Below are 17,976 nucleotides of genomic sequence, written 5' to 3'. Positions count from 1 at the left end.
ACAACGAACACCACTTCGCATTCATCGTCCATACGCAATCCTTGTTCTGCTGGTGGCTTATGTCGCGCCCTGAGCCTTGAGTCTGGCCAACCCCTGATTGATATGTCCGGCGTTTTCGCCGATCACGTTCAAGGCAGTCCGAATATTGTCGCCGGCTTCGTCATACCCCTGGCTTTCGACTAACAGGGTCAGCTCCATCAGAGCTGCCTCCAAGGCAAGTTGGTTGTGATACATGCGCTCAACGACATCTGGGAGAGAGTATTCAGGGGAGGGCATTGCTTCGACTCCATTCGAGAAAACGAAAGCCTAGCAGCGAGTCAGGTCAGTTTCCTGTGAAAGGTCAGCGAGTGATCATGGTTCGCGTGGTCTTCCCGTTTTCCACGGTGATGCGATTAGCGATCATGCCGCCTTGTGTAGATAGCCCGAACTGGGTCGGCGACTGCCATTGCACGATTGAGTTTATGAAGTAGTTGCCAGGAGGCACGTCCGTAAACTGGAAATTACCATTTCCGTCCGCCTGAACAGTCCTAATGTATTTATCCGCCTTCGGGTTAGGCGTTGCTAGAGTCTTGTGCTGAACGAACATCACGTCATACCACTGCTCGCTGTAGCTTGTTACGGGAAATAGCGTTACCGGGCTCCCTGCGCCGTATTTAACGTCACCCCCGACCGTCTTCATAAACACTTGACCAGTGATGATCCCGGTCCCGATCTCAGGAACTCGCGAATACTCCGACTCATTAAACTCCACACGATCTATAGGGCGCGAGGTTGCGCATCCCACCATCGCGATGCCCAAAACAATCAATCCCAAGACCTTCAGCTTCATGGTATCCCTCCAATGTAAGCTCAAGACTCTAGCACTTGGATTGCTGGGGGGGCGCAAAGGCGCAGCGATCGCTTTCGCAGCGGCCGTTCGGGGCTCGTTCGAGGTCATTCATGGGGTGTTTCCCCAAGAGGGCGTTCGGCGTTGTTTTTGGGGGTTTTTGCCTCATTCATGGGGTTCGGTTTTCGCAACGATTCATTCAACGTCGTTCGATGCTGCTAGAGACGCATTTCCCGGATGACTCGACGCGGCTCCGACCCCAGCAAGAGGCCGCGCCGGGCGTCCTTAGTGAGTTGGTCAAGTACTTGCTCCTCGAACGTCGCCGCCATAGCGGCAGCCTTCCTGATAATCAGCAGCGCCAGCTCGGCGGGAATCTTCACTTTGTCGGTAGGGAGGTAATCACAGTCGATAACGGACATGGGGAAGCCCTCGCAGGTATTGTCATGTTGAACAGCCGTTGAACAGGTTCCATTATCTGATAACTGCCGTGATCCCGGTAGTTTGCTGGCGCGCACGGCGGGGCGAGACTACCAATATCATTCGAGACTACCGGAACTGGTAATTTCGGTGCTCAGGGATTCCCTGGCAAGCCTGCGGGTTTTCCCATACTGGCGCCGGCTACCACTTATAAATATCCCTTGACGGGCATCCAGAGAATATTTGACGGACCGCGGTCACTGTCAACCCGATAAGTCCTCGCCAGCCCTTACAGATCAAGGCGTCCAGCCAGGCGCAGGCGCATCGTGGTCCGCCAATCCGTCTAACCCTGTCAAATATTTCGTCAAGGCTGGTCAAGGTTCTAGCCATCCTTGACGGGGTGCGGCGTTCGGATGCGGGTGATCCTCCGCGCATCAGGTGGTGCGCTGCTTTCCGGGTGATCGGGCTGTTCGGCAGGGTCACAATCCGTCTAGGGCCTGTCTAGAATCCGTCTGGGGTATGTCGGGGGTATGAGACGCCTATATGGCGGCTTGTTTGACGGCTCCCCGCATGGAATAAGCCTCAGACGCCTACACGGCGCGGGTTTTGTCTCATGCCTGTCTCACATTCCGTCAAAGGGTGGTCAAAGTAGCGGTCACTCGACACCGTGTTGATTCCTACTCAGTGTGTCGTTTTCAACACGCCGGAACCTGATAAAACCTGACATCGGAACGGCTGGCGCGGGTCATCCATGGGGTTGTTTCGCAAACTGGCGTTCGACCAGTGAAAATCACTGCAATGCCGTGGAAACCACAGTGGAAACCTAGCGTCTGGCAACCGATCGATCTGGTAACCAATGCTGGTTACCGCGCTGGTAACCGCCAGCCAGGTTCGCGCCAGCATCGCGTAGGAGTGTGCGAACCAGAAGTGCGAACTTATCCCGCGAACTAGGGGGCGAACCATAACAATTGATAACAGGCGTGCGTACCGATGGCGCGTACCAGACTGCGTACCAATGCCGTGCGTACTCCGGGTAAGCATTTCGCGCACTCCACCTGCGTGAAATGTCTGCGTGAAACACTGCGCGAACACACCCCGATAGGCACTTGACGCGGCTCATTCATGGGGTCGTGTTTCCCCAAAGGGGTTTGATGGTTTGTGATCAGCGAAAAGTGGTCACTGACGGTGGTCACCCCGCTTGGTCACTGGCGCTGGTATCCGGATCGAAAGCCCGGTTTGGTGGATACCAGAGTGGATACCGGGCGACCTTGCCAGCGCCAGCGACTTAATAAAACTTAACATTTTGTCGCCCTGGAACTTGTCAAAACTTGACATCTGATCGCCGCAAAAACCTGTCAAAACCTGACATCGAGCGCGCACCTGAACCTAACAAAACCTAACATTGGAAAACGCTATGGAAATAGCAGTTTGAGGTGCGCCGGCGAGCCCTTGCCAGCCCGTCAGCCTGTTAACAATTGTTAAGGTCGGGCAGGCGCGAACTGGTTACTTTTGGTGGTTACCAATATGGTTACACTTTGCGGCACCGGTCAGCGAGACAGACGATATGGTCTCAGTGGGATCAAATCGTCTGTCTCCACTCAGAACGCGGTTGGCGTAATGGCAAGCCCGCCAAGGGTTAGCGAAATGCGTCGACGAACTGATTCGCCGGACTTCAAATCAACCTCGGTCTCCACAAGGCCGCCGCCACCGCACGCGGAGCTCGGCTTGACACCCACCACATGCTTGCCTGGAGCGAGCCCGAACCGAGCTACCTCACCAGAAGAAAGCTCGGCAGCCAGCGTTCCGTCGATGTAGAGCCGGTGGTTGCAGCCGGCCCCGAACATACCGCTGTCACGTGTAACAACAAGTTGGGTGCCGCCATTGGAGGGAAAAGCATAAAGCCTTGATGGAGGTACCGGATCGGCATCACCAGCGGAAATGGGGGAGGTTGAGCAGCCCACCAGAAGTATCGAAGAGATCGCCAGCAGTCCTATTAAACGCATAGTCTCGTCATCCATTCACGATAGACAGGAGCATGGAAACTACCACGCTCCTGTGTGAGATTTGAAAGTGTAGTCGGCCTAGGACGTCCTACCGGCCAGCAATGACTTCACTCATGCGGGGATCGCCTCTGCCCAGGTGCCGACCGCGATAACGCTAGAGCCAACGAGCATCTGGCCGTAAACAACGGGCACAGGAAGGCCTTGCTGCGTCGAGTTGAAAGCGCCGTTGAAGAGGTAGCTCGGTTTGTTTTCGGTAGTGGCTTGCTCTTGCTGGCTGGGCGACTTGGGTACCGGAGACAGCATTTGCATGACGCCGCCTGCGACCATGGCGATACCCATACTGACTAACGGAGCTCCAAATGGAGTGGCCCAGAGGAATGCGCCGGCCACGATCATTGCTGCCCCCACGATTGTCTGAAGTAGGCCACCATTTTTGCTACCCGAAATGATGGGGACGATGCGAATTTCAGTCGTTCCCTTCAGGGTTAGTTCGGTTTCGCCGACGTTCACACGGTTACGGAAGATGGCGAAGCGGATGCCTGCTCTCGACATCCGCATGATCTCATCAGCAAAACCATCAACGGTATTTCGTAGTGCGCTGAACATCTCATTGGTGGTGCCACTTTCGAGCAGATAGTCCCTTTTGCGGAAGAACTTCATGGCGAGTGAACCGGAGAGTCGGATGGTGGTTTTGGCCGGGCGGACGATATCGCTCATTGCAGCACCTCAAGAATCTTCACGTCGGGTAGGACGCGGGTTTTCCCATCGTAGTTGGTAGTCGTTGCCATGATTTACTCCAGTGCGCCCGTGGCGCTGTTGGTAGGGGCTTTCACGCCCAGGCGGATGGCGAGAAGGGATCGCGACATACGCGCCTGGTCGAATGTCACCTGTTCACGCTGCGGGTCGTAATTCCAAATCCGGTCATAGATCGCCTTGTAGGCCCGAGCACCACGGAAAGTACCGCGGAGCAGATCGGCCGAAACCCGAGCTTCTTCCTCGGTGAAGAAAGGGCCGTCGATGGTCACCTTCTGCCCATCACGGACGTGCTGGACGTCCCATACCAGGTATCCAGAGTCAGGCCCCTGTTTCAGTGGGTACGACTCAAAGCGGTTTGTCTTGCACGCCTCGGCGAAGCGTTCCTCATGGTTTGGCGGTGTGCTCGCCGTGTTGCTGTCCTGTTCTGTCATGTGTACCTCTGGCGCTGGTCATGGGCTGACGCCCGGTGTTGTTGCTCGATGCCGCGACACGTTTCGCGAATTGCGAAAGCGTGTCGCGTGACAGGTCGCTTACTTGCCGACGATGCTCAGGGTAGGCGGCAGCTTCGGGCCGAACGGCGCACCAGGGGCGAATGGGTCGGGCAGCAGTTGCTCCGGGCATTCGCTGATGAAAGTCGCGGTAGCGAGTTGGCAGGCGTTGAACAACGGTGCGTCATTCCACTCCTGCCGTCGGCGTGCGGCGCTGTCCTCCAGCGCATAGGCGAATACCAGCTCAGCCAGACCGGTCGCTCCATTCTTTCGCGCTTCCTCCCGCTCCACGGCGTTGACTGCCAGCAGATCGCATAACCGGTCGAACCCCAGGCCATCTGCCAGCCTCTCGGTGTCCAGCATTAGCGAGCGGCCGAAAGCGCCCAGCACCTTGCGCAAGTCGTTCCATTCGGCGCTCCGGTGCTCAGTGGTCTGCTGCTGGATCTCGTATATCTTGCCGGCGGTGAAGGGGAGGTAGTGACGCAGTTTGCTGGCGTCGCGGCGCATGGCTTGGCGCTCGCTACGGATGGAATCCGCCCTCTGCCCGAAGATTCGGCAGATTCGGCGCGTGGTGATCAGGCTCGTACTCATGCTGGCGCCTGGCTTCTGGGCGATCTTCAGTAGGGCGATGACGACGTTGGTGTTCATGGATGTGTCTCCAGTATGCGGTCGTAGCTGGCGCGCAGGTCGGTGCCAACACTGCAATGGCGGCCGTTGGGCGCGTAGCAGGACCGACAGACCATGATGTGGCTGAGGTATTGGTCGCGGGCCTGTCGCCACTCAGGTGTTGCGGTGACGGCACTCGCGTGCGGGCTGCTGGCAAACTGATCGGTGCGCTCGACCAGCACCAACCGTGGACGATCCGTGGTGCGATTCGGCATGGTCGGTTTGTCAGCGCCAGCGATGGTCGGCGGCATGTGATCGAGCAGGCCGGAAAGGAGGCTCATTGCGCCACCTCGCCCGGATTGCTCCTAATCCATTGTTCCTGTGATTTCAAAAACAGCGGCAACAGCGGCAACAGTGGCAACGGCCCCGTAAACCGTGGCTTCCAGGCGTTGCCTATGCTTCCAAATTGTTGCCACCGCTTTTTTACTGGCAACGGTGATAACCAAGTGGAAGGGTGGAGCCAGCCTCTTATATTGAAACGTATGTGTGTGTTGCCAGTTGTTGCCACTTTTTTTATAGGGTGGCAACGGCTGCAAGCCACGTCCCACAAGGCCGTTGCCGGTGTTGCCACCGTTGCCAGTGATTCTAGGTTCCTGTGAACTCGGGCAAACCGGATAAGCAGCGCTTTGATGGTGATCATGCGTTGGCCACCTCGGTGTCCAAGGCCTCTGGATCGACCACATAAAGTCGAGCCTGCCCGCCACCGGGGAGCCGGTAGTTTTTGGTTTTGCGTTCGTTGTTGCGGTCTGCGAGAGCGTTCGCGCCCTCCAGCGCTTTGATGATGCGAGTCAGGCCATACCCGTGGGCCGCCTCGATCAGTGCCGACTTGTTGAACAAGTACAGCCGTTTGCCCGCCGGCAGCGCCCAGTAGCCAGCGCGGTTGAACACCTTGGCGTCTACCTCTGGCGCATCCACGTCTGAAAAGCGGCTGCTGCCGTGCTTGTCGATAAAGTCGAGAATGCCAGCGAGGATCTGGCGGTCTTCGGCATTGCCGCTGCCGACACGGCTCAGCCACTCGCCATAGAGCAACTGGCAATCGGCCAAGGCGCTACCTGGCGTCCAAGGCAGTAGGTCATAGGCGATAGCCATTTCCCCCGCCAACGCAATTACGGCGAAACGATCCGCCACCCGTCCGGCTTGGGCGTTGTCCTCGTTGAATGTGGCGCGGATACCGGCGAAGTCTTCCAGCAGCCCGGTGCGGTCGTCACTGGCGAGCAGCTTTTCCACGAATGCTGGCCCAATGTGCCCATGGTGCGCGCCAACAGCAACGGTCAGCAGGCGGTGGAAATCCGCTCCCGCAAGGCCGTGCAATTCATCGAATGCGCGGTGGGTGCGAGTACCTGCGTTCACGTCCACCATGCGCAGCTCAGCGCCAGCGTGGGCCGCATTGCCGCCGATGGCCGCGTGTTCCGACAGGGAGCGCTCGCCACTCGAAAGCGCCAGCAGGCGCCAATTGAGTTTGCCGCGCGCCTCCCGGTCGCGGGTCATGGTGCCTTTGCCCTGGCCGTTGGCGAGGGAGTACGCCATTTCCTGTACGCGCTTGGGGTCGGCCCGTTTGATTTCGTCCAGGGGCAACATGGTGTCATTGCGGCTCGATGCCTCGATCTCCAAGCCGCCCTTGGTCATGTCCCACGACGCGGCAAAGATGCCGGGATCACCCCATACCGACGAGCCAATCAATTGCGCCAGCGACTTGCCGCTCGAGCTATCGCCCACCAGGTGAACGCCACCACCCAGCACGCCGACCAGGCTCAGCAACGGGCCAGCCAGGGCGCAGCCGATTGCCAATGTGAGTACCGGGTTGCCTTCGCACTTGGCGGCGACTTCGGTTTTCCAGTCCTCCAGGTCGCCGCGCAGGCTGAATAGGTTCTGACCTTTTCCGCTGGCCTGATAACGCACCTTGTCGCTGCCGATGGTGCGACCTGGCAGGACAAAGGCGCCCGACTCGTGCCACCCCGGTCGGCATGTGGTGGCGAACACCTCGGCAGGGCGCTGCTCAAGCAAGTACTCCATGAACGCGCCACGTTTCTTGAGCGCAATGATTACGCCCATACCGAAGAGCTGGCGCCTGGCGTCCTCGCCGCTACCGCCGAACACCTCCATGGGAATGATCCATTCCTTGATGCCGCTCTCTGTCACCAGGCGCAGGAAGCGGCCCTCGCTGCCGTCGTCGCTGTTGGTGGTGCGAGCGGCGACGGTTACGGGCGTGGCGATCCATTCATCAGTGATGGGGCGATCTGTTTTGTCGTTGTCGGAATCATCATCGGCGGCGGTGCGTTTGAAGCCGTGCCAGTACACGCCGGGGCGCAGCCTGCGACCTTTCTCATTCGTCACCCAGTGATCGTAAACCCCCCAGCAAGGGCGCTCAGGCTCAACCATGGGCGCTTCGGGGCGCAGGTTGATTACGTTGTTTTCAGGCGTGCGCATGGTGGCGGCTCCAGGCTGCTAGATCGTTGTAGTCGCTGAGCGTGTCCGGCGCGTTGGCGGGCCACTCGGGAAACGTCACCAGCCCACCTACGGCTGCTGCGGCGGCATTGGCGGCGGCGCGTCCGGGGTTGCCATCGGTAAGGCGGTCGTCATCGCCCGCGATAATGATTTCGGTGGTGTGGTATTCAGCCCGAAGCGCCAGCGCCACCGGTTTTATGTTCCCGGCATTCATGGCACAGGCGACGGTGTAGCCGCTTTCGTGAAGCGTTGCGCCCGTCGCGAAGCCTTCACAGATGCACAGCGGTTTGCCCGGGGTAATACGCCCCAGCGGCGAATAAGCGCCCTTGATCCGACCCCCAAACAGGAAACGCTTGCTGCCGTCCGGGGCGATCCGTTGCAGGTTGACCAGCACGCCACCGGAATACAGCGGCACCAGTAATTCGTCACGACGCTGGCGCAGACTGTAGGAGCGAACGCCCTTGGCAATCAGGTACGGGTGATCAGGATCGGCGCGACGCGCAACACGCCACCAACGCTGAGCAAGGTTTGCGGCCTTGAGCTGGCGCCGTTGCTGCTCGGCTTCACGCTGACGCTTGGCCTGCTCGACGCGCTGGCGCACCTGTTCGGCTTCGCGGGCGTCCACCGGTTCACGACTACACCAGGTGCTGGCGCCACCAGTCTTCCAACTACCGAACGCGCCCGAGGCGACGCCATCGGCAAACAGGCAATACCAGCCGTTGAGGGTGCCAGGTTTGTCGTCCGGCACACGGAAACGATGAATCGCACCGTCAGGCACGGGGAGCCAGTCGAGCGTCCCATAAACCGATTGGAGCGCATCACGAAACAGGATCGTTGCATCTGTCATGCGGCACCCTCCGGCTCGTAACGCGCAAGCACGCTGCCGATCTGCTTCACGATTGCATCGGCTTGCTTGCGGCTGAGCTCGCTCGCCGCGCTGTCACGCAGTTTCACCAGATCACTGAATGCGCCGATCAGCAGCCCGCGCCCGAAGTCGTCCATGTGTGGCGGCACGTCGTCGCGCACGATGCTGGTGAATGGGTCGAACTGGATAACGTCACCCATGGTTCACCCCCAGGCGATCAGCGCCAGCGAAGGCTCGGCAAACCCGGCCATTGTTCACGGCGTGCCAGTGCGTGATGTCGTCGATTGAATCGACCAAGGAGGCCGTCACCACGGCATCAGCACTGCGCATAACGATTCGGCCAGCTTCGGCATCAGCCTCAGTCAGGAAGGGCCCCAGCAGCGCCTTGGGCACCTTTGGATGGATCACGAACCAGAGCTCTGCGGCTTTTTCCGGGCAAGCCGATCCCCTGGGCGCAGGCGCGCCATTTTGAATTTTCATGTGTTTAAGCCTTTATCGAATCAGCAATTCACGGGAGTCAACGACGCTGTGCGCTGGCGGGAATCGGTTCGCGGCCCCCCAAGCACCCGGAGCTGCGTCGATAAGTGGCGAACATACGGCTGGCCAAACAGCATCTGGTTGACCTTGGCCGCTTTGTCAGACCACCGCTCATGGTCCGGGCCGTGACCTATGCGGTTAGTCACAACCCATTCCGGCAGCTGTTTACGCGCCCGCATTTCGTTGAGCATCGTCCACCACGTCAGATAACGGGTGCGCTCCAACTCCATCAGGTCAACGAGACTCTGATACTCATAGCCGCATGGCTGGAGGTCGTCTCTCGGTTGAATCTCGTCGATGCCAAACAGCGCATGATTGACGGTGCCTCTTTCGATCATCGACTCTTCATAGTCGGTATCACTACCAACTACTTTGGTGCGAACCCACTCTGGCAGCTGGTTGGAGATGCGCAATTGATTGAGGACACTCCACCACGAAGATGCGTGCTCGCGCTCGGCGAAGAGCGAAGACAAAAGCTGGCGGTTCATTTTTCACCCCCTTGCGCGGCGATCGCGTCGTCGAGGAGTTCCGCCCAGGCCATGGCGGTGTGCTGGGCCATCACGGCGGCGACACGGGCGACAAGGATTGGCGTGGAGGGTGAGGCGATGATGGCAAGCGCCAGACTCAGCAGTACAAGGATGTCTTGCACGTCACGCAACTCGTTAAGTGGACTGTCGGCGGACGATGCGGAGGATTGGATGGGGTAAGTCATACGGCACCCCTTACAGTTTCCAAGGTCCGGACAATGGCCATGTGGGCGTTGTAGCGGGCGAGACGGACGGACAGGGACGAATTTGCGCGGAGAGCGCTCAGGGCCATGCGGCGATGAGCAAAGGCGCGAATTACGGACGGAAAGAGGGCGTGTTTCATGGGTGTAGCTCCTTTTTCAGAGGAACCACCGCGGCCTGCCGCCAAGCAGAGAAGGGTGGCGAATTGCACAGGATTGGCGGATCGGGGAAAAAGGAACCCGACGCACCCGAGGGTGCTCCTGCGCAACCCGCCATAACACGAGACTGCGGACACAAAAAAAGCGCCTGCAATCGTAATGGGGGCGCTGTTGCGCCTTTTTCTATTCGACCCGCCAAGGTCGTTGTCAGCAATGTGACAAAGGAAACGATACCGGCGGGCGTGCTTGCTGGCAAGAGAAGTTATAGACCATTGATCGCGGGGCATGAGCAAGGCATTCATCATGGGCGCACGTCCTCCAGATCGAGCGGAAGCTTGAGTTGCTCCCTCAGGTGGGCGACGTGCTGGTAAACGCCAGGCTTGTCATAACGCCAGTGAGCAAGGCGGCGACCACTGCTGCTAGCCTCCTTTTTGCGAGCTTCCAGCGTCTGGCAGGCGTGCCCATACCGGGCTTCGCGGAAGGCCATGATTAGATCGGCCTTCAGCTCTACGACGCGATCATTGTTGCGAGACAGGGACAGCAGGAAATAGCACTGATCCTCGTTGAGCAGCGCAAACCGTTCCGGCCTGCCGCCAGCACTACCGGCACCCGGTTTCTCCGTTTCAAACGGAACAACCCCAAACCGCTCAAACTTGCTGAGGTATCGCTCGATCAGGCCAAGCGTGTTCTTGGGTTTAACGCCCAGCTGTTCGGCCAGTACGCGGCTATCGGCGCGAGCCTCGCCTTTGGATTGGATCAGGACGATAGCGTTCATGCCGCCACCTTCTGGCGTTGCTTCAGGGGCTTGTTAAGCATCAGCAGCACATTACGGGCGCGGCGGCGTTCGCTCGCTGGCAGGGTGTAGCGCGTCACGGTGCAAGGTTCGCCCCAGTGGTTCGGTACATGCTCAAGCTGGCGCTCGAATTTCAGCCCGTAGCCGTTCGCCAGGCTGCTGATGGTCGAGTGCAAACAGTGGTCGCCCAAGCGCTCAGCCTCGAAGCGGTTGAGGCTGCGATCCTGAAGCATGAATTCCAGGACGCGACTGATCTTCGTCGGCGCTTTCCCGATGCTGGTGGTGGTACTATCGGCTTGAGATTTTTCCGGACCGGCCTTTTTAGGTTGGTCTTTTTTTTGGTCGGTCATTTATGCCGCCTCCACTCGCAGAGCGACCAGCGAGTCGCACCAGGCAATAACCTCAGCCTCGATCCAGACGGCAGACTTTGGCCCCAGCATTACTTGCTTGGGAAATCGCCCAGCTGCAATGCGGCGGTAAATCTCGGACGTGGAAAGGGTTGTCAGACTGCGGACTTCGGCCAACTTGATGAAGCGGCGGGCCATGGCGGCTTCCGTGCGTCGTTCAAGTTCGGCTTTCGAGTTTTGGTGAAGCTGGGAGAGGGTAGGGCCTGCCATGTTGTGCGCCTCCTTGGGCGGCGTTGAGAACATGTGCTTATGCTGGCCGTTGACTTATCCACAGGATAGGCCGGGTAATCTAAGAAATAGGTCGGGTATTCTGTTTTGTTGGGTATGAGAATTAGGCTTTCGAGCAAGCCTGGCGGGGCTTGAAATAGGCCGGGTATTTATTTGGAGGGGATGGCCCCTGCTCCTCGCTTGCGCCAGCTAACCATCGCGCAGAGCCGAACTATCTGATCTTCATTGAGCTGGTAGTTGTTGTCTTTTAGCCAGCCTCTCACTAACCCGTGAACCCCGCGCCCTCCCGAACCAGATGGGTTTTCCGTGCCATCGACCGTGAGATGCCGCCAGCACAGGAAGGCAAGGCGGATCTCTGGAGGCGACACGGGGTTTTCAGCTCGTAGGCATTCCGCAAATACCATTGCATCCTCAAGCTGTTCTTCCATGCGGATATTTTCATCCTCCGCTTCTACTAGCGCTCTATGCTTGGCGCTCAGTTCGCGGGTTACTTTCTCTAGCTCCTCGTCTCGCACCTGTAGCCTCATCTCAGCCGTTTCGTACATGGCTTTCCACTTAGCTAATTCAAGTATTGCTTGGTCAAGGAGTTGTTGTTTCGATTCGAGCTGTTCGCTTGCACTGTCCTCGCCCTGCTGGCGTAGTCGGGCCTGTTGGACTTGTAGTAGGAACGGGGCGCTTCCCGATAGGTGGGGTAGTTTGGCTGCCTTGCTATTTGCTGGATTTCTGTTGGCGACCATCGCTATGCTGGCGCTGTCATTTGCCGGCTGAGCAAACCCTGCAGCATTCTCGGTTCGCTCGGTGGCCTCGTCTACAAAGCGCTCAATCCACTTCCGCCATATCAGAACGTTAGTTGCCGGGATTGGGCCTGAGGTAGTTGGAATTGTCTGGGCGTGTTGGCCTGCGCTGGCGGCGTCGAAGTAGTCGACGAGTGCGCCGTATGTAACCGGGATGGTTCTGTCAGATCGACCTTCAAAAAAGACGCACGCATGCATGGTCTTAATTGGCTGATCCAAACGAGAGGACGTTGCTAGCGTAGCGGCGACTTCAGATGCGAGAAGGCGAGGGTTTATATGATGACCTGACGCCCAGTCGGAATAGATCCTATCGAGCCTTATGCGCCCGAAAGGTTCTAACTGCTCGTCTCCACCAGATCCCGACATCTGCCAAGCTCATATGCGCCAGCTGTACGAATGTACAGCGATAGCCATTATGTTATCAGCAAAGCCCAACCACTCCCAACCGAACCCGCGCATACCTAGGCAACTATGCCTTACGCTTGATGCTCAGCACGTTGGCGCCAGCGCACAGGGCGTCGATTGAGTCGGCCCACGCTTGCATCATTTCCCGGCGCTGATCGACATAGGCAGCATGATTGTAGGTGCCGCGTATTTCGTCGCTGTCGCCGTGGGCAAGCTGGCGCTCGATCCAATCCTTGTTGTATCCGCGCCCGTTCAGCTCGGTGCTGAGTAGGTGGCGGAAGCCGTGGCCGGTCTGTCGGCCTTCGTACCCAGCCAGTCGCAAAGCCTTGTTGATGGTGTTCTCGCTCATAGGGCGTTCAGGGTTGGCGCCAGCAAAGACCAGTGAGTAACGCCCGGTGATTTCGTAGAGCTGGCGCAGGATGGTGACGGCTTGGCGGGGCAGGGGGACGATATGCGGGCGGCGGGCTTTCATGCGGGTGGCGGGAATCGTCCAGGTGGCGGCGTCTAGATCGAACTCCGACCATGGCGCTTGGCGTAACTCACCGGGGCGAACCGCTGTCAGCGTCAGCAGGCGTATGGCGTGTCGGGTCAGTGAATGGATGTTCGCAGCCTCGACCTTGCCCAGCAGCTCGGGCAATTCGGCAAAGGTGACGTGTGGGTGATGGCGAGCGGCTTTGGTTGGCGCAGCGACCACGTTTAAATCAGTGGCCGGATTGACCTCGACGACGCCCCTTGCCAGGCCGAAGCGGAATATCTGGTGTAGCCATTGGCGAATCTTGCCAGCGGCATTAAGCGTGCCCCTTGCCTCGACTGTGCGCACCAGCTCTACCAGCTCGGGACGAGTAATGGCTTTTATCGGGCGGGCGCCTATGCCGGGGATGATGTCGTTATCCAGGTACAGCTTGGTTTTGTAGGCAGTCGCCTCCGCCCACCGTGGCGAGCTGTAGTCGTACCACTCCCGCGCCAGCGTCTCAAAAGTCAGCCCGTCGACCTTCTGAGCCTGTTTGGCGGCTTTTTTGTGTTCGCCGGGGTCGGTGCCTTCCGTAAGCAGTTGGCGGGCCTCATCGCGTAGCTGGCGCGCCTTCAGCAAAGTGACAGTAGGGTATTTGCCCAGCGCCAACATTTTTGCGTTGCCGTTAAAGCGGTAGCGGTACCGCCATAGCTTGGTGCCTGTCGGTGCCACTTCCAAACATAACCCATTGGCGTCCGTCAGCCGGTATAGCTTGTCCTTAGGCTTGGCGGTGCGGATGGTGGTATCTGAGAGTGGCAAAGCAGCCTCCTTGTAGGCCGCACCAGACGGGCATTTCGCCGCCGTGGTGTGAGTAGATTTCTAGACCGAACTGGATCTACTCACGAATCTACTCACATATGTTTGGGCTTACAAGGGACTGGTGGGGAACCGTAGATAACAAAAAACCCGCACTAGGCGGGTTCTCTGAGGGCTTTCAGGTGTTGTTGGTACCACCTGAAAGCGAAAGGTGGTGCCCAGAGACGGAATCGAACCGCCGACACGGGGATTTTCAATCCCCTGCTCTACCGACTGAGCTATCTGGGCAACGGGGCGCATTAAACTGGTTTTTCAGGGGGGCGTCAAGAAAGTTTTCAAAAAAATTTTAATTATTACCGTCGCTTACGTTCCGCCCCTGGAAAAAGCGGGATTATTCAGCGGGCGGAACGTAGCCGTCAGCCTTGGCGTATTCCTCGCCGGAAAAGAACTTGTCCATCTCGCCCTGAAGATATTTGCGGTCTTCGGCGTTCATCATGTTCAGGCGTTTTTCGTTGATCAGCAGGGTCTGGTGTTTCTGCCAGTCGGCCCAGGCCTTGGCCGAGACGTGGTCAAAAATGTCCTGGCCTTTTGCGCCCGGGAATGGAGCGCGTTCGAGGGCGGGCAGTTCTTCTTTGTACTTGCGGCACATGATGGTGCGGGTCATGACGACTCTCCTGCGTTCAATACGGCGGCCGCGCGTTCGAGCAAGGTTTTGACCGGGGCGGCAAGGCCCAGGCGCGGCGGGGTGGCGAGGTTATACCAGAGCCAGTCGGCCTCGGCCACGTGATGGCCGGCCTCCTGGACCTGAACCAGCCAGGGTTCGATGGACAATTGAAAGTGGCTGAAGGTGTGCACCAGGCTCGGCAGCGCTTGTTGCGTGCCGAGTTCCAGCGAATGCTGCGACGCCAGATGCTGCAGGTCGTCGAGGTCGTCGAGTTCCGGCAGGCTCCAGAGACCGCCCCACAAGCCCGTGGAAGGCCGACGGTAAAGCAGAATCGCGCCTTCGCGATTGGCGAGCATCGGCATCAGCGTGCGCTTCTGTGGCACGGCTTTGCGCGGTTTGGGGATCGGGTAGCGGGTTTCCAGGCCGAGCAGGTGCGCTTCGCAGCCTTTTTCCAGCGGGCAGAGCAGGCAACTCGGTTTGCTGCGGGTGCAGAGCGTGGCGCCCAGATCCATCATCGCCTGGGTGTAGGCGTTGACCCGATCATGTGGCGTAAAGCGCTCAGCGTTCGCCCACAGCTGTTTGGCGACCTTTGGCTCCCCCGGGTAACCCTCTTGCGCGGTAAAGCGCGCCAGCACGCGTTTAACGTTGCCATCGAGGATCGGCGCCCGCAGGCCCATGCTCAGGCTGGCGATGGCGCCGGCCGTGGACAAACCGATGCCCGGCAGCTCAACGAGTTTTTCCACATCGCGCGGAAACTCACCGCCGTACTCGGCGACGACGATCTTCGCGGTCTTCTGCAGATTGCGTGCGCGGGTGTAGTAACCGAGGCCGGTCCACAGGTGCAGCACTTCATCTTCCGGCGCGGCGGCCAAGGCTTCGACCGTCGGCAACGAGGCCATGAAGCGGTCGAAGTAATTCAGCACGGTGCTGACCTGGGTCTGCTGCAACATGATTTCCGAGACCCACACCCGATACGGGGTGATGCCTTGTTGCCAGGGCAAATCGTGGCGGCCGTGGCGGTCGTACCAGTCCAGCACCGCCGTTGAAAACTGCTCGGCTCTCATCGCTTGAACAGCCCCTTGAGCGCGTTTTTCAGTTCCGGGCTGACTTTGTCGCCAAGCTTCTCGTCGATTTTTTCACTGATGCGCTCGCCAGCCAGTTTGCTCGCGACCTGGCCCATGCGCTCGTTATCGAGTCGGCAAGCCTTGGCGCCCAGTTCCAGCGGGCCACGGCAGCGCAGCGGCCACTCGATGCCGACAAACTTCTCGCCGACCTGGCAGGCCGGGTCCGGCATGTCGCTCTTGTCGCCTTCGACGATAACGCCCACGCGGTAATCCATACCCAAGACGCGCAGATCGACATCGCCGTCGCCCTTGACGGTCATGCCGGGGATGCGCACCTTCAGGTCAGGGTTGCTGGCCACGCCGTTGCGGAAGGTCAGGTTGCCCTTGAGCTCCTGGAACGGTGTGTCCTTGCCCCGTGGCTCGCCGCTGAGGGTTTTGCGGTTCAGGGTGGCGATGCCTTTGCACAGCTGTTGTTCGAGGTTGGCGTTGAGCAGCACACCGTTGTTGATGACGAAGCTGGCAGTGCCGTTGAGGCTGTCGATCAGCGCTTGCTGGCTATTGCCGCTGCCGGTGAGGGCGCTGTTGAGCGTGACCAGACCATTGACCGGCGGATTTTTACCCTGGCTTTCGAGGATTTTTTCCACCGGCACTTTGCTGATGTTCGTCTGCATGTTCAGCGCCGGCACTGGCTGGCGCACGTCGAGGGTGCCCTTGGCTTCGAAGGTGCCGTCGTACAAATCACCGCGCAGGTTTTCCAGCGTCAGCAAGCCGCCTTGACCGTTGGCCTTGAGCGCCGCGTTCTGGATCGGCAACTTGTCGAGGGTCAGCAGGCCGAAGGTCAGGTCCGCGTCCACATCGAGTTTGCTCAGTCTTTCCACCGGCAACAGGCGTTCGTTGCTCCAGGCGGTTTTGGTCGGTGCGTTCGGCAGCGGTGTGCTGCCCGCGCCGGCCATGGCATCGGCCTCGGTGCTGGCGACTTCGGCCTGGCGCACTTGTGTCGCGCTGCTGGCTTCGGCGGATTTAGGCGGCAGGTAACGGTCGACGTTGAAGGTGTCGGCCTTGAGGTTTGCTCGCAGCGATTGCTTGGCGAAATCTTCGACGGCGATGCGACCGCTGAAGGTGCTGTCATCGACTTTCAGGTTGATGTTGTCGAGCGCCAGGCTGGTCGGCGTCCCCGCGAGGCGGCTGACCAGTTCCACTTTGCTCAGGCTGCCTTCGGCCATGGCCGGGAGTTTCTGGCCGATGCTGTCGACGAATTTCGCCAGGTCGAACTGGGCAATCGACACACCGCCGCTGACTTGTGGCGTCTTGTCGAGGTCGTTGACCTTCAGTTCACCCAATGCCCGCAGCTGGTTGGCGGAGATCTTGATACCGGTCCATTCGGCGACGTTCGCCGCTTTATCCAGCAGCAACTGCCCTTGGGCAGCGAAGGTCATGGTCTTGCCTTGCAGCGGATCGCCGGCGACTTCGCCCGACAGCTTCATGTCTTCGAGTTTGTAGCGCTGCAATGCGCGCTCGAAACGCAGTTCGCCGCTGAGTTCGGTACGCACCCGCAAGACGGGCTGGTTGGTACCGAGGAACGCAGTGAGTTTCACCGGAATATTGGTCGAGTCATGTACCGGGCCGGTGCTGAGCTGGATGCTTTCGGCGCTGAATTGCTTACCGGTTTTCTCGTCGCTGTATTCAACGCGGGCGTTGTTGACGGTCAGGCTGTCGATGTCCAGGCGGATCGGCTGGGCCGGTTTTTCCACTTGGGCAGTCGTTTCCGGTGCCGGTTCGCCAGGGGTGGCGGGCGGCGTGGACGGATTGGCAGGCGCCGGAACCTTGCCGATGTCTTGCCAGTTGCCATGGCCGTCCTTGTCGCGGGTCAGGCGCAGGTTCAGGCCTTCGACGCGCACATCGCTCATCTGCACTTCACGGCGCAGCAGCGGAATCACGCGTACCGACAGACCGAGCATCTGCAAGTCGGCAAACGGTTCGGTGGGCTTGGCCAGGGTCGCGACACTGGCTTCGTGCAATTCAAGGCCAAGCCACGGGAACAGGCTCCAGCCGATATCGCCATTGAGCGTCAGCTCGATGTGGGCCTTGTCGCGGGCAATCTGGCGAATCTCGTCTTTGTAGTCGTTGGGATCGAAGAGGTGCGTCAGGGCAAAGCCCAGCGCCACAATGATCAGCAACAGCCCGAGAAGTACCAGACCCAGGATTTTGCCGAACGCTTTCATGGGCGAGTCCTTGTAGTTAGTCGAATTCGAAATTTAGCCGGGGAGTATAGCGCTCCGAAGCGGACGACCGGTCAGCGATCACGTCGTCAGTCAATCCAGCGGCACATTCAATGTCTTGTGAGGTTAGCGCGGTTGGCTCCTGTGTAGGAGATGTCGAAGGCTGCGATCTTTTGATCTTTGTTTCTGGTTACAACAGAGCAAAAGATCGCAGCCCTTGGCAGCTCCAGCCGGTGGAGAGATCGG

Annotated in this window: 23 protein-coding genes and 1 tRNA gene; all 24 read right to left on the bottom strand. The window is 59.1% G+C overall.

From position 1 onward, the window contains the following. Positions 1 to 57: 57 nt before the first annotated feature. Positions 58 to 276 (bottom strand): hypothetical protein, encoded by a 219-nt coding sequence (locus ACIPL2_RS12795; protein WP_401356696.1) that lies wholly within the window; start codon positions 274 to 276, stop codon positions 58 to 60. A 64-nt stretch (positions 277 to 340) separates the two neighbouring features. After that, complete coding sequence (locus ACIPL2_RS12790) at positions 341 to 829, bottom strand: hypothetical protein (protein ID WP_401356694.1); 489 nt, start codon at positions 827 to 829, stop codon at positions 341 to 343. Between the two features lie 215 nt (positions 830 to 1,044). Beyond that, positions 1,045 to 1,245 (bottom strand): hypothetical protein, encoded by a 201-nt coding sequence (locus tag ACIPL2_RS12785; protein ID WP_401356691.1) that lies wholly within the window; start codon positions 1,243 to 1,245, stop codon positions 1,045 to 1,047. Positions 1,246 to 2,841: 1,596 nt separating this feature from the next. Further along, positions 2,842 to 3,261 (bottom strand): hypothetical protein, encoded by a 420-nt coding sequence (locus tag ACIPL2_RS12780; protein ID WP_401356689.1) that lies wholly within the window; start codon positions 3,259 to 3,261, stop codon positions 2,842 to 2,844. Between the two features lie 96 nt (positions 3,262 to 3,357). Beyond that, a complete protein-coding gene (locus tag ACIPL2_RS12775; RefSeq protein WP_401356687.1) occupies positions 3,358 to 3,963 on the bottom strand; it encodes a tail assembly protein in 606 nt (201 codons plus the stop codon). Positions 3,964 to 4,037: 74 nt separating this feature from the next. Continuing rightward, positions 4,038 to 4,433, bottom strand: coding sequence for a hypothetical protein (locus tag ACIPL2_RS12770; RefSeq protein ID WP_401356684.1), 396 nt, complete (start codon positions 4,431 to 4,433; stop codon positions 4,038 to 4,040). A gap of 99 nt (positions 4,434 to 4,532) precedes the next feature. Then, complete coding sequence (locus ACIPL2_RS12765) at positions 4,533 to 5,138, bottom strand: hypothetical protein (protein ID WP_401356682.1); 606 nt, start codon at positions 5,136 to 5,138, stop codon at positions 4,533 to 4,535. Next, positions 5,135 to 5,437 carry a hypothetical protein gene (locus tag ACIPL2_RS12760; RefSeq protein ID WP_401356679.1) on the bottom strand — a complete coding sequence of 101 codons (303 nt, stop codon included), beginning with the start codon at positions 5,435 to 5,437 and terminating at the stop codon, positions 5,135 to 5,137. The genes ACIPL2_RS12765 and ACIPL2_RS12760 overlap by 4 nt, the downstream gene beginning before the upstream one ends. Next, positions 5,434 to 5,796: a hypothetical protein gene (locus ACIPL2_RS12755; RefSeq protein WP_401356676.1), complete on the bottom strand. Its 363-nt coding sequence runs from the start codon at positions 5,794 to 5,796 to the stop codon at positions 5,434 to 5,436. Before ACIPL2_RS12755 ends, ACIPL2_RS12760 begins: the two co-directional genes overlap by 4 nt. Further along, on the bottom strand, positions 5,793 to 7,583 hold the full coding sequence (locus ACIPL2_RS12750; protein ID WP_401356673.1) for a DUF927 domain-containing protein: 1,791 nt from the start codon (positions 7,581 to 7,583) through the stop codon (positions 5,793 to 5,795). Before ACIPL2_RS12750 ends, ACIPL2_RS12755 begins: the two co-directional genes overlap by 4 nt. After that, positions 7,570 to 8,448 (bottom strand): toprim domain-containing protein, encoded by an 879-nt coding sequence (locus ACIPL2_RS12745; protein WP_401356670.1) that lies wholly within the window; start codon positions 8,446 to 8,448, stop codon positions 7,570 to 7,572. Before ACIPL2_RS12745 ends, ACIPL2_RS12750 begins: the two co-directional genes overlap by 14 nt. Next, a complete protein-coding gene (locus tag ACIPL2_RS12740; protein WP_401356668.1) occupies positions 8,445 to 8,666 on the bottom strand; it encodes a hypothetical protein in 222 nt (73 codons plus the stop codon). The genes ACIPL2_RS12745 and ACIPL2_RS12740 overlap by 4 nt, the downstream gene beginning before the upstream one ends. After that, positions 8,659 to 8,946: a hypothetical protein gene (locus ACIPL2_RS12735; protein WP_401356665.1), complete on the bottom strand. Its 288-nt coding sequence runs from the start codon at positions 8,944 to 8,946 to the stop codon at positions 8,659 to 8,661. Before ACIPL2_RS12735 ends, ACIPL2_RS12740 begins: the two co-directional genes overlap by 8 nt. Positions 8,947 to 8,966: 20 nt before the next feature. Beyond that, positions 8,967 to 9,491, bottom strand: a complete 525-nt coding sequence (locus tag ACIPL2_RS12730; protein ID WP_401356662.1) for a hypothetical protein — start codon at positions 9,489 to 9,491, stop codon at positions 8,967 to 8,969. After that, positions 9,488 to 9,715, bottom strand: a complete 228-nt coding sequence (locus ACIPL2_RS12725) for a hypothetical protein (protein ID WP_401356660.1) — start codon at positions 9,713 to 9,715, stop codon at positions 9,488 to 9,490. The genes ACIPL2_RS12730 and ACIPL2_RS12725 overlap by 4 nt, the downstream gene beginning before the upstream one ends. A 475-nt stretch (positions 9,716 to 10,190) precedes the next feature. Then, positions 10,191 to 10,664, bottom strand: coding sequence for a Rha family transcriptional regulator (locus tag ACIPL2_RS12720; protein WP_401356657.1), 474 nt, complete (start codon positions 10,662 to 10,664; stop codon positions 10,191 to 10,193). Beyond that, positions 10,661 to 11,032, bottom strand: coding sequence for a hypothetical protein (locus tag ACIPL2_RS12715; RefSeq protein ID WP_401356654.1), 372 nt, complete (start codon positions 11,030 to 11,032; stop codon positions 10,661 to 10,663). Before ACIPL2_RS12715 ends, ACIPL2_RS12720 begins: the two co-directional genes overlap by 4 nt. After that, positions 11,033 to 11,227 (bottom strand): helix-turn-helix transcriptional regulator, encoded by a 195-nt coding sequence (locus ACIPL2_RS12710; RefSeq protein ID WP_401357039.1) that lies wholly within the window; start codon positions 11,225 to 11,227, stop codon positions 11,033 to 11,035. It abuts the gene before it with no gap. A 239-nt stretch (positions 11,228 to 11,466) separates the two neighbouring features. Continuing rightward, the gene (locus ACIPL2_RS12705) at positions 11,467 to 12,330 is read right to left on the bottom strand and encodes a hypothetical protein (protein WP_401356652.1); all 864 of its coding nucleotides are present in this window, start codon (positions 12,328 to 12,330) and stop codon (positions 11,467 to 11,469) included. A gap of 250 nt (positions 12,331 to 12,580) precedes the next feature. Then, positions 12,581 to 13,786 carry a tyrosine-type recombinase/integrase gene (locus tag ACIPL2_RS12700; protein ID WP_401356650.1) on the bottom strand — a complete coding sequence of 402 codons (1,206 nt, stop codon included), beginning with the start codon at positions 13,784 to 13,786 and terminating at the stop codon, positions 12,581 to 12,583. Between the two features lie 209 nt (positions 13,787 to 13,995). After that, a tRNA-Phe gene (locus ACIPL2_RS12695) sits at positions 13,996 to 14,071 on the bottom strand. Positions 14,072 to 14,174: 103 nt separating this feature from the next. Next, positions 14,175 to 14,447, bottom strand: a complete 273-nt coding sequence (locus ACIPL2_RS12690) for an oxidative damage protection protein (protein WP_008149405.1) — start codon at positions 14,445 to 14,447, stop codon at positions 14,175 to 14,177. Then, positions 14,444 to 15,511 (bottom strand): A/G-specific adenine glycosylase, encoded by a 1,068-nt coding sequence (mutY, locus tag ACIPL2_RS12685; RefSeq protein WP_401356648.1) that lies wholly within the window; start codon positions 15,509 to 15,511, stop codon positions 14,444 to 14,446. Before mutY ends, ACIPL2_RS12690 begins: the two co-directional genes overlap by 4 nt. After that, positions 15,508 to 17,733: an AsmA family protein gene (locus ACIPL2_RS12680; protein WP_401356645.1), complete on the bottom strand. Its 2,226-nt coding sequence runs from the start codon at positions 17,731 to 17,733 to the stop codon at positions 15,508 to 15,510. Before ACIPL2_RS12680 ends, mutY begins: the two co-directional genes overlap by 4 nt. Positions 17,734 to 17,976 lie beyond the last annotated feature (243 nt).

This window comes from Pseudomonas sp. NPDC086251 (assembly GCF_044746405.1).
In the GTDB taxonomy this organism is placed as follows: Bacteria; Pseudomonadota; Gammaproteobacteria; order Pseudomonadales; family Pseudomonadaceae; genus Aquipseudomonas.
This window is presented reverse-complemented; position numbering and strand designations above follow the sequence as displayed.

Bases quoted from the DNA above. Each gene is read 5' to 3' on its own strand.
- ACIPL2_RS12795 (WP_401356696.1), bottom strand. From the start codon at position 276: ATGCCCTCCCCTGAATACTCTCTCCCAGATGTCGTTGAGCGCATGTAT.
- ACIPL2_RS12790 (WP_401356694.1), bottom strand. From the start codon at position 829: ATGAAGCTGAAGGTCTTGGGATTGATTGTTTTGGGCATCGCGATGGTG.
- ACIPL2_RS12785 (WP_401356691.1), bottom strand. From the start codon at position 1,245: ATGTCCGTTATCGACTGTGATTACCTCCCTACCGACAAAGTGAAGATT.
- ACIPL2_RS12780 (WP_401356689.1), bottom strand. From the start codon at position 3,261: ATGGATGACGAGACTATGCGTTTAATAGGACTGCTGGCGATCTCTTCG.
- ACIPL2_RS12775 (WP_401356687.1), bottom strand. From the start codon at position 3,963: ATGAGCGATATCGTCCGCCCGGCCAAAACCACCATCCGACTCTCCGGT.
- ACIPL2_RS12770 (WP_401356684.1), bottom strand. From the start codon at position 4,433: ATGACAGAACAGGACAGCAACACGGCGAGCACACCGCCAAACCATGAG.
- ACIPL2_RS12765 (WP_401356682.1), bottom strand. From the start codon at position 5,138: ATGAACACCAACGTCGTCATCGCCCTACTGAAGATCGCCCAGAAGCCA.
- ACIPL2_RS12760 (WP_401356679.1), bottom strand. From the start codon at position 5,437: ATGAGCCTCCTTTCCGGCCTGCTCGATCACATGCCGCCGACCATCGCT.
- ACIPL2_RS12755 (WP_401356676.1), bottom strand. From the start codon at position 5,796: ATGATCACCATCAAAGCGCTGCTTATCCGGTTTGCCCGAGTTCACAGG.
- ACIPL2_RS12750 (WP_401356673.1), bottom strand. From the start codon at position 7,583: ATGCGCACGCCTGAAAACAACGTAATCAACCTGCGCCCCGAAGCGCCC.
- ACIPL2_RS12745 (WP_401356670.1), bottom strand. From the start codon at position 8,448: ATGACAGATGCAACGATCCTGTTTCGTGATGCGCTCCAATCGGTTTAT.
- ACIPL2_RS12740 (WP_401356668.1), bottom strand. From the start codon at position 8,666: ATGGGTGACGTTATCCAGTTCGACCCATTCACCAGCATCGTGCGCGAC.
- ACIPL2_RS12735 (WP_401356665.1), bottom strand. From the start codon at position 8,946: ATGAAAATTCAAAATGGCGCGCCTGCGCCCAGGGGATCGGCTTGCCCG.
- ACIPL2_RS12730 (WP_401356662.1), bottom strand. From the start codon at position 9,491: ATGAACCGCCAGCTTTTGTCTTCGCTCTTCGCCGAGCGCGAGCACGCA.
- ACIPL2_RS12725 (WP_401356660.1), bottom strand. From the start codon at position 9,715: ATGACTTACCCCATCCAATCCTCCGCATCGTCCGCCGACAGTCCACTT.
- ACIPL2_RS12720 (WP_401356657.1), bottom strand. From the start codon at position 10,664: ATGAACGCTATCGTCCTGATCCAATCCAAAGGCGAGGCTCGCGCCGAT.
- ACIPL2_RS12715 (WP_401356654.1), bottom strand. From the start codon at position 11,032: ATGACCGACCAAAAAAAAGACCAACCTAAAAAGGCCGGTCCGGAAAAA.
- ACIPL2_RS12710 (WP_401357039.1), bottom strand. From the start codon at position 11,227: ATGGCCCGCCGCTTCATCAAGTTGGCCGAAGTCCGCAGTCTGACAACC.
- ACIPL2_RS12690 (WP_008149405.1), bottom strand. From the start codon at position 14,447: ATGACCCGCACCATCATGTGCCGCAAGTACAAAGAAGAACTGCCCGCC.
- mutY (WP_401356648.1), bottom strand. From the start codon at position 15,511: ATGAGAGCCGAGCAGTTTTCAACGGCGGTGCTGGACTGGTACGACCGC.
- ACIPL2_RS12680 (WP_401356645.1), bottom strand. From the start codon at position 17,733: ATGAAAGCGTTCGGCAAAATCCTGGGTCTGGTACTTCTCGGGCTGTTG.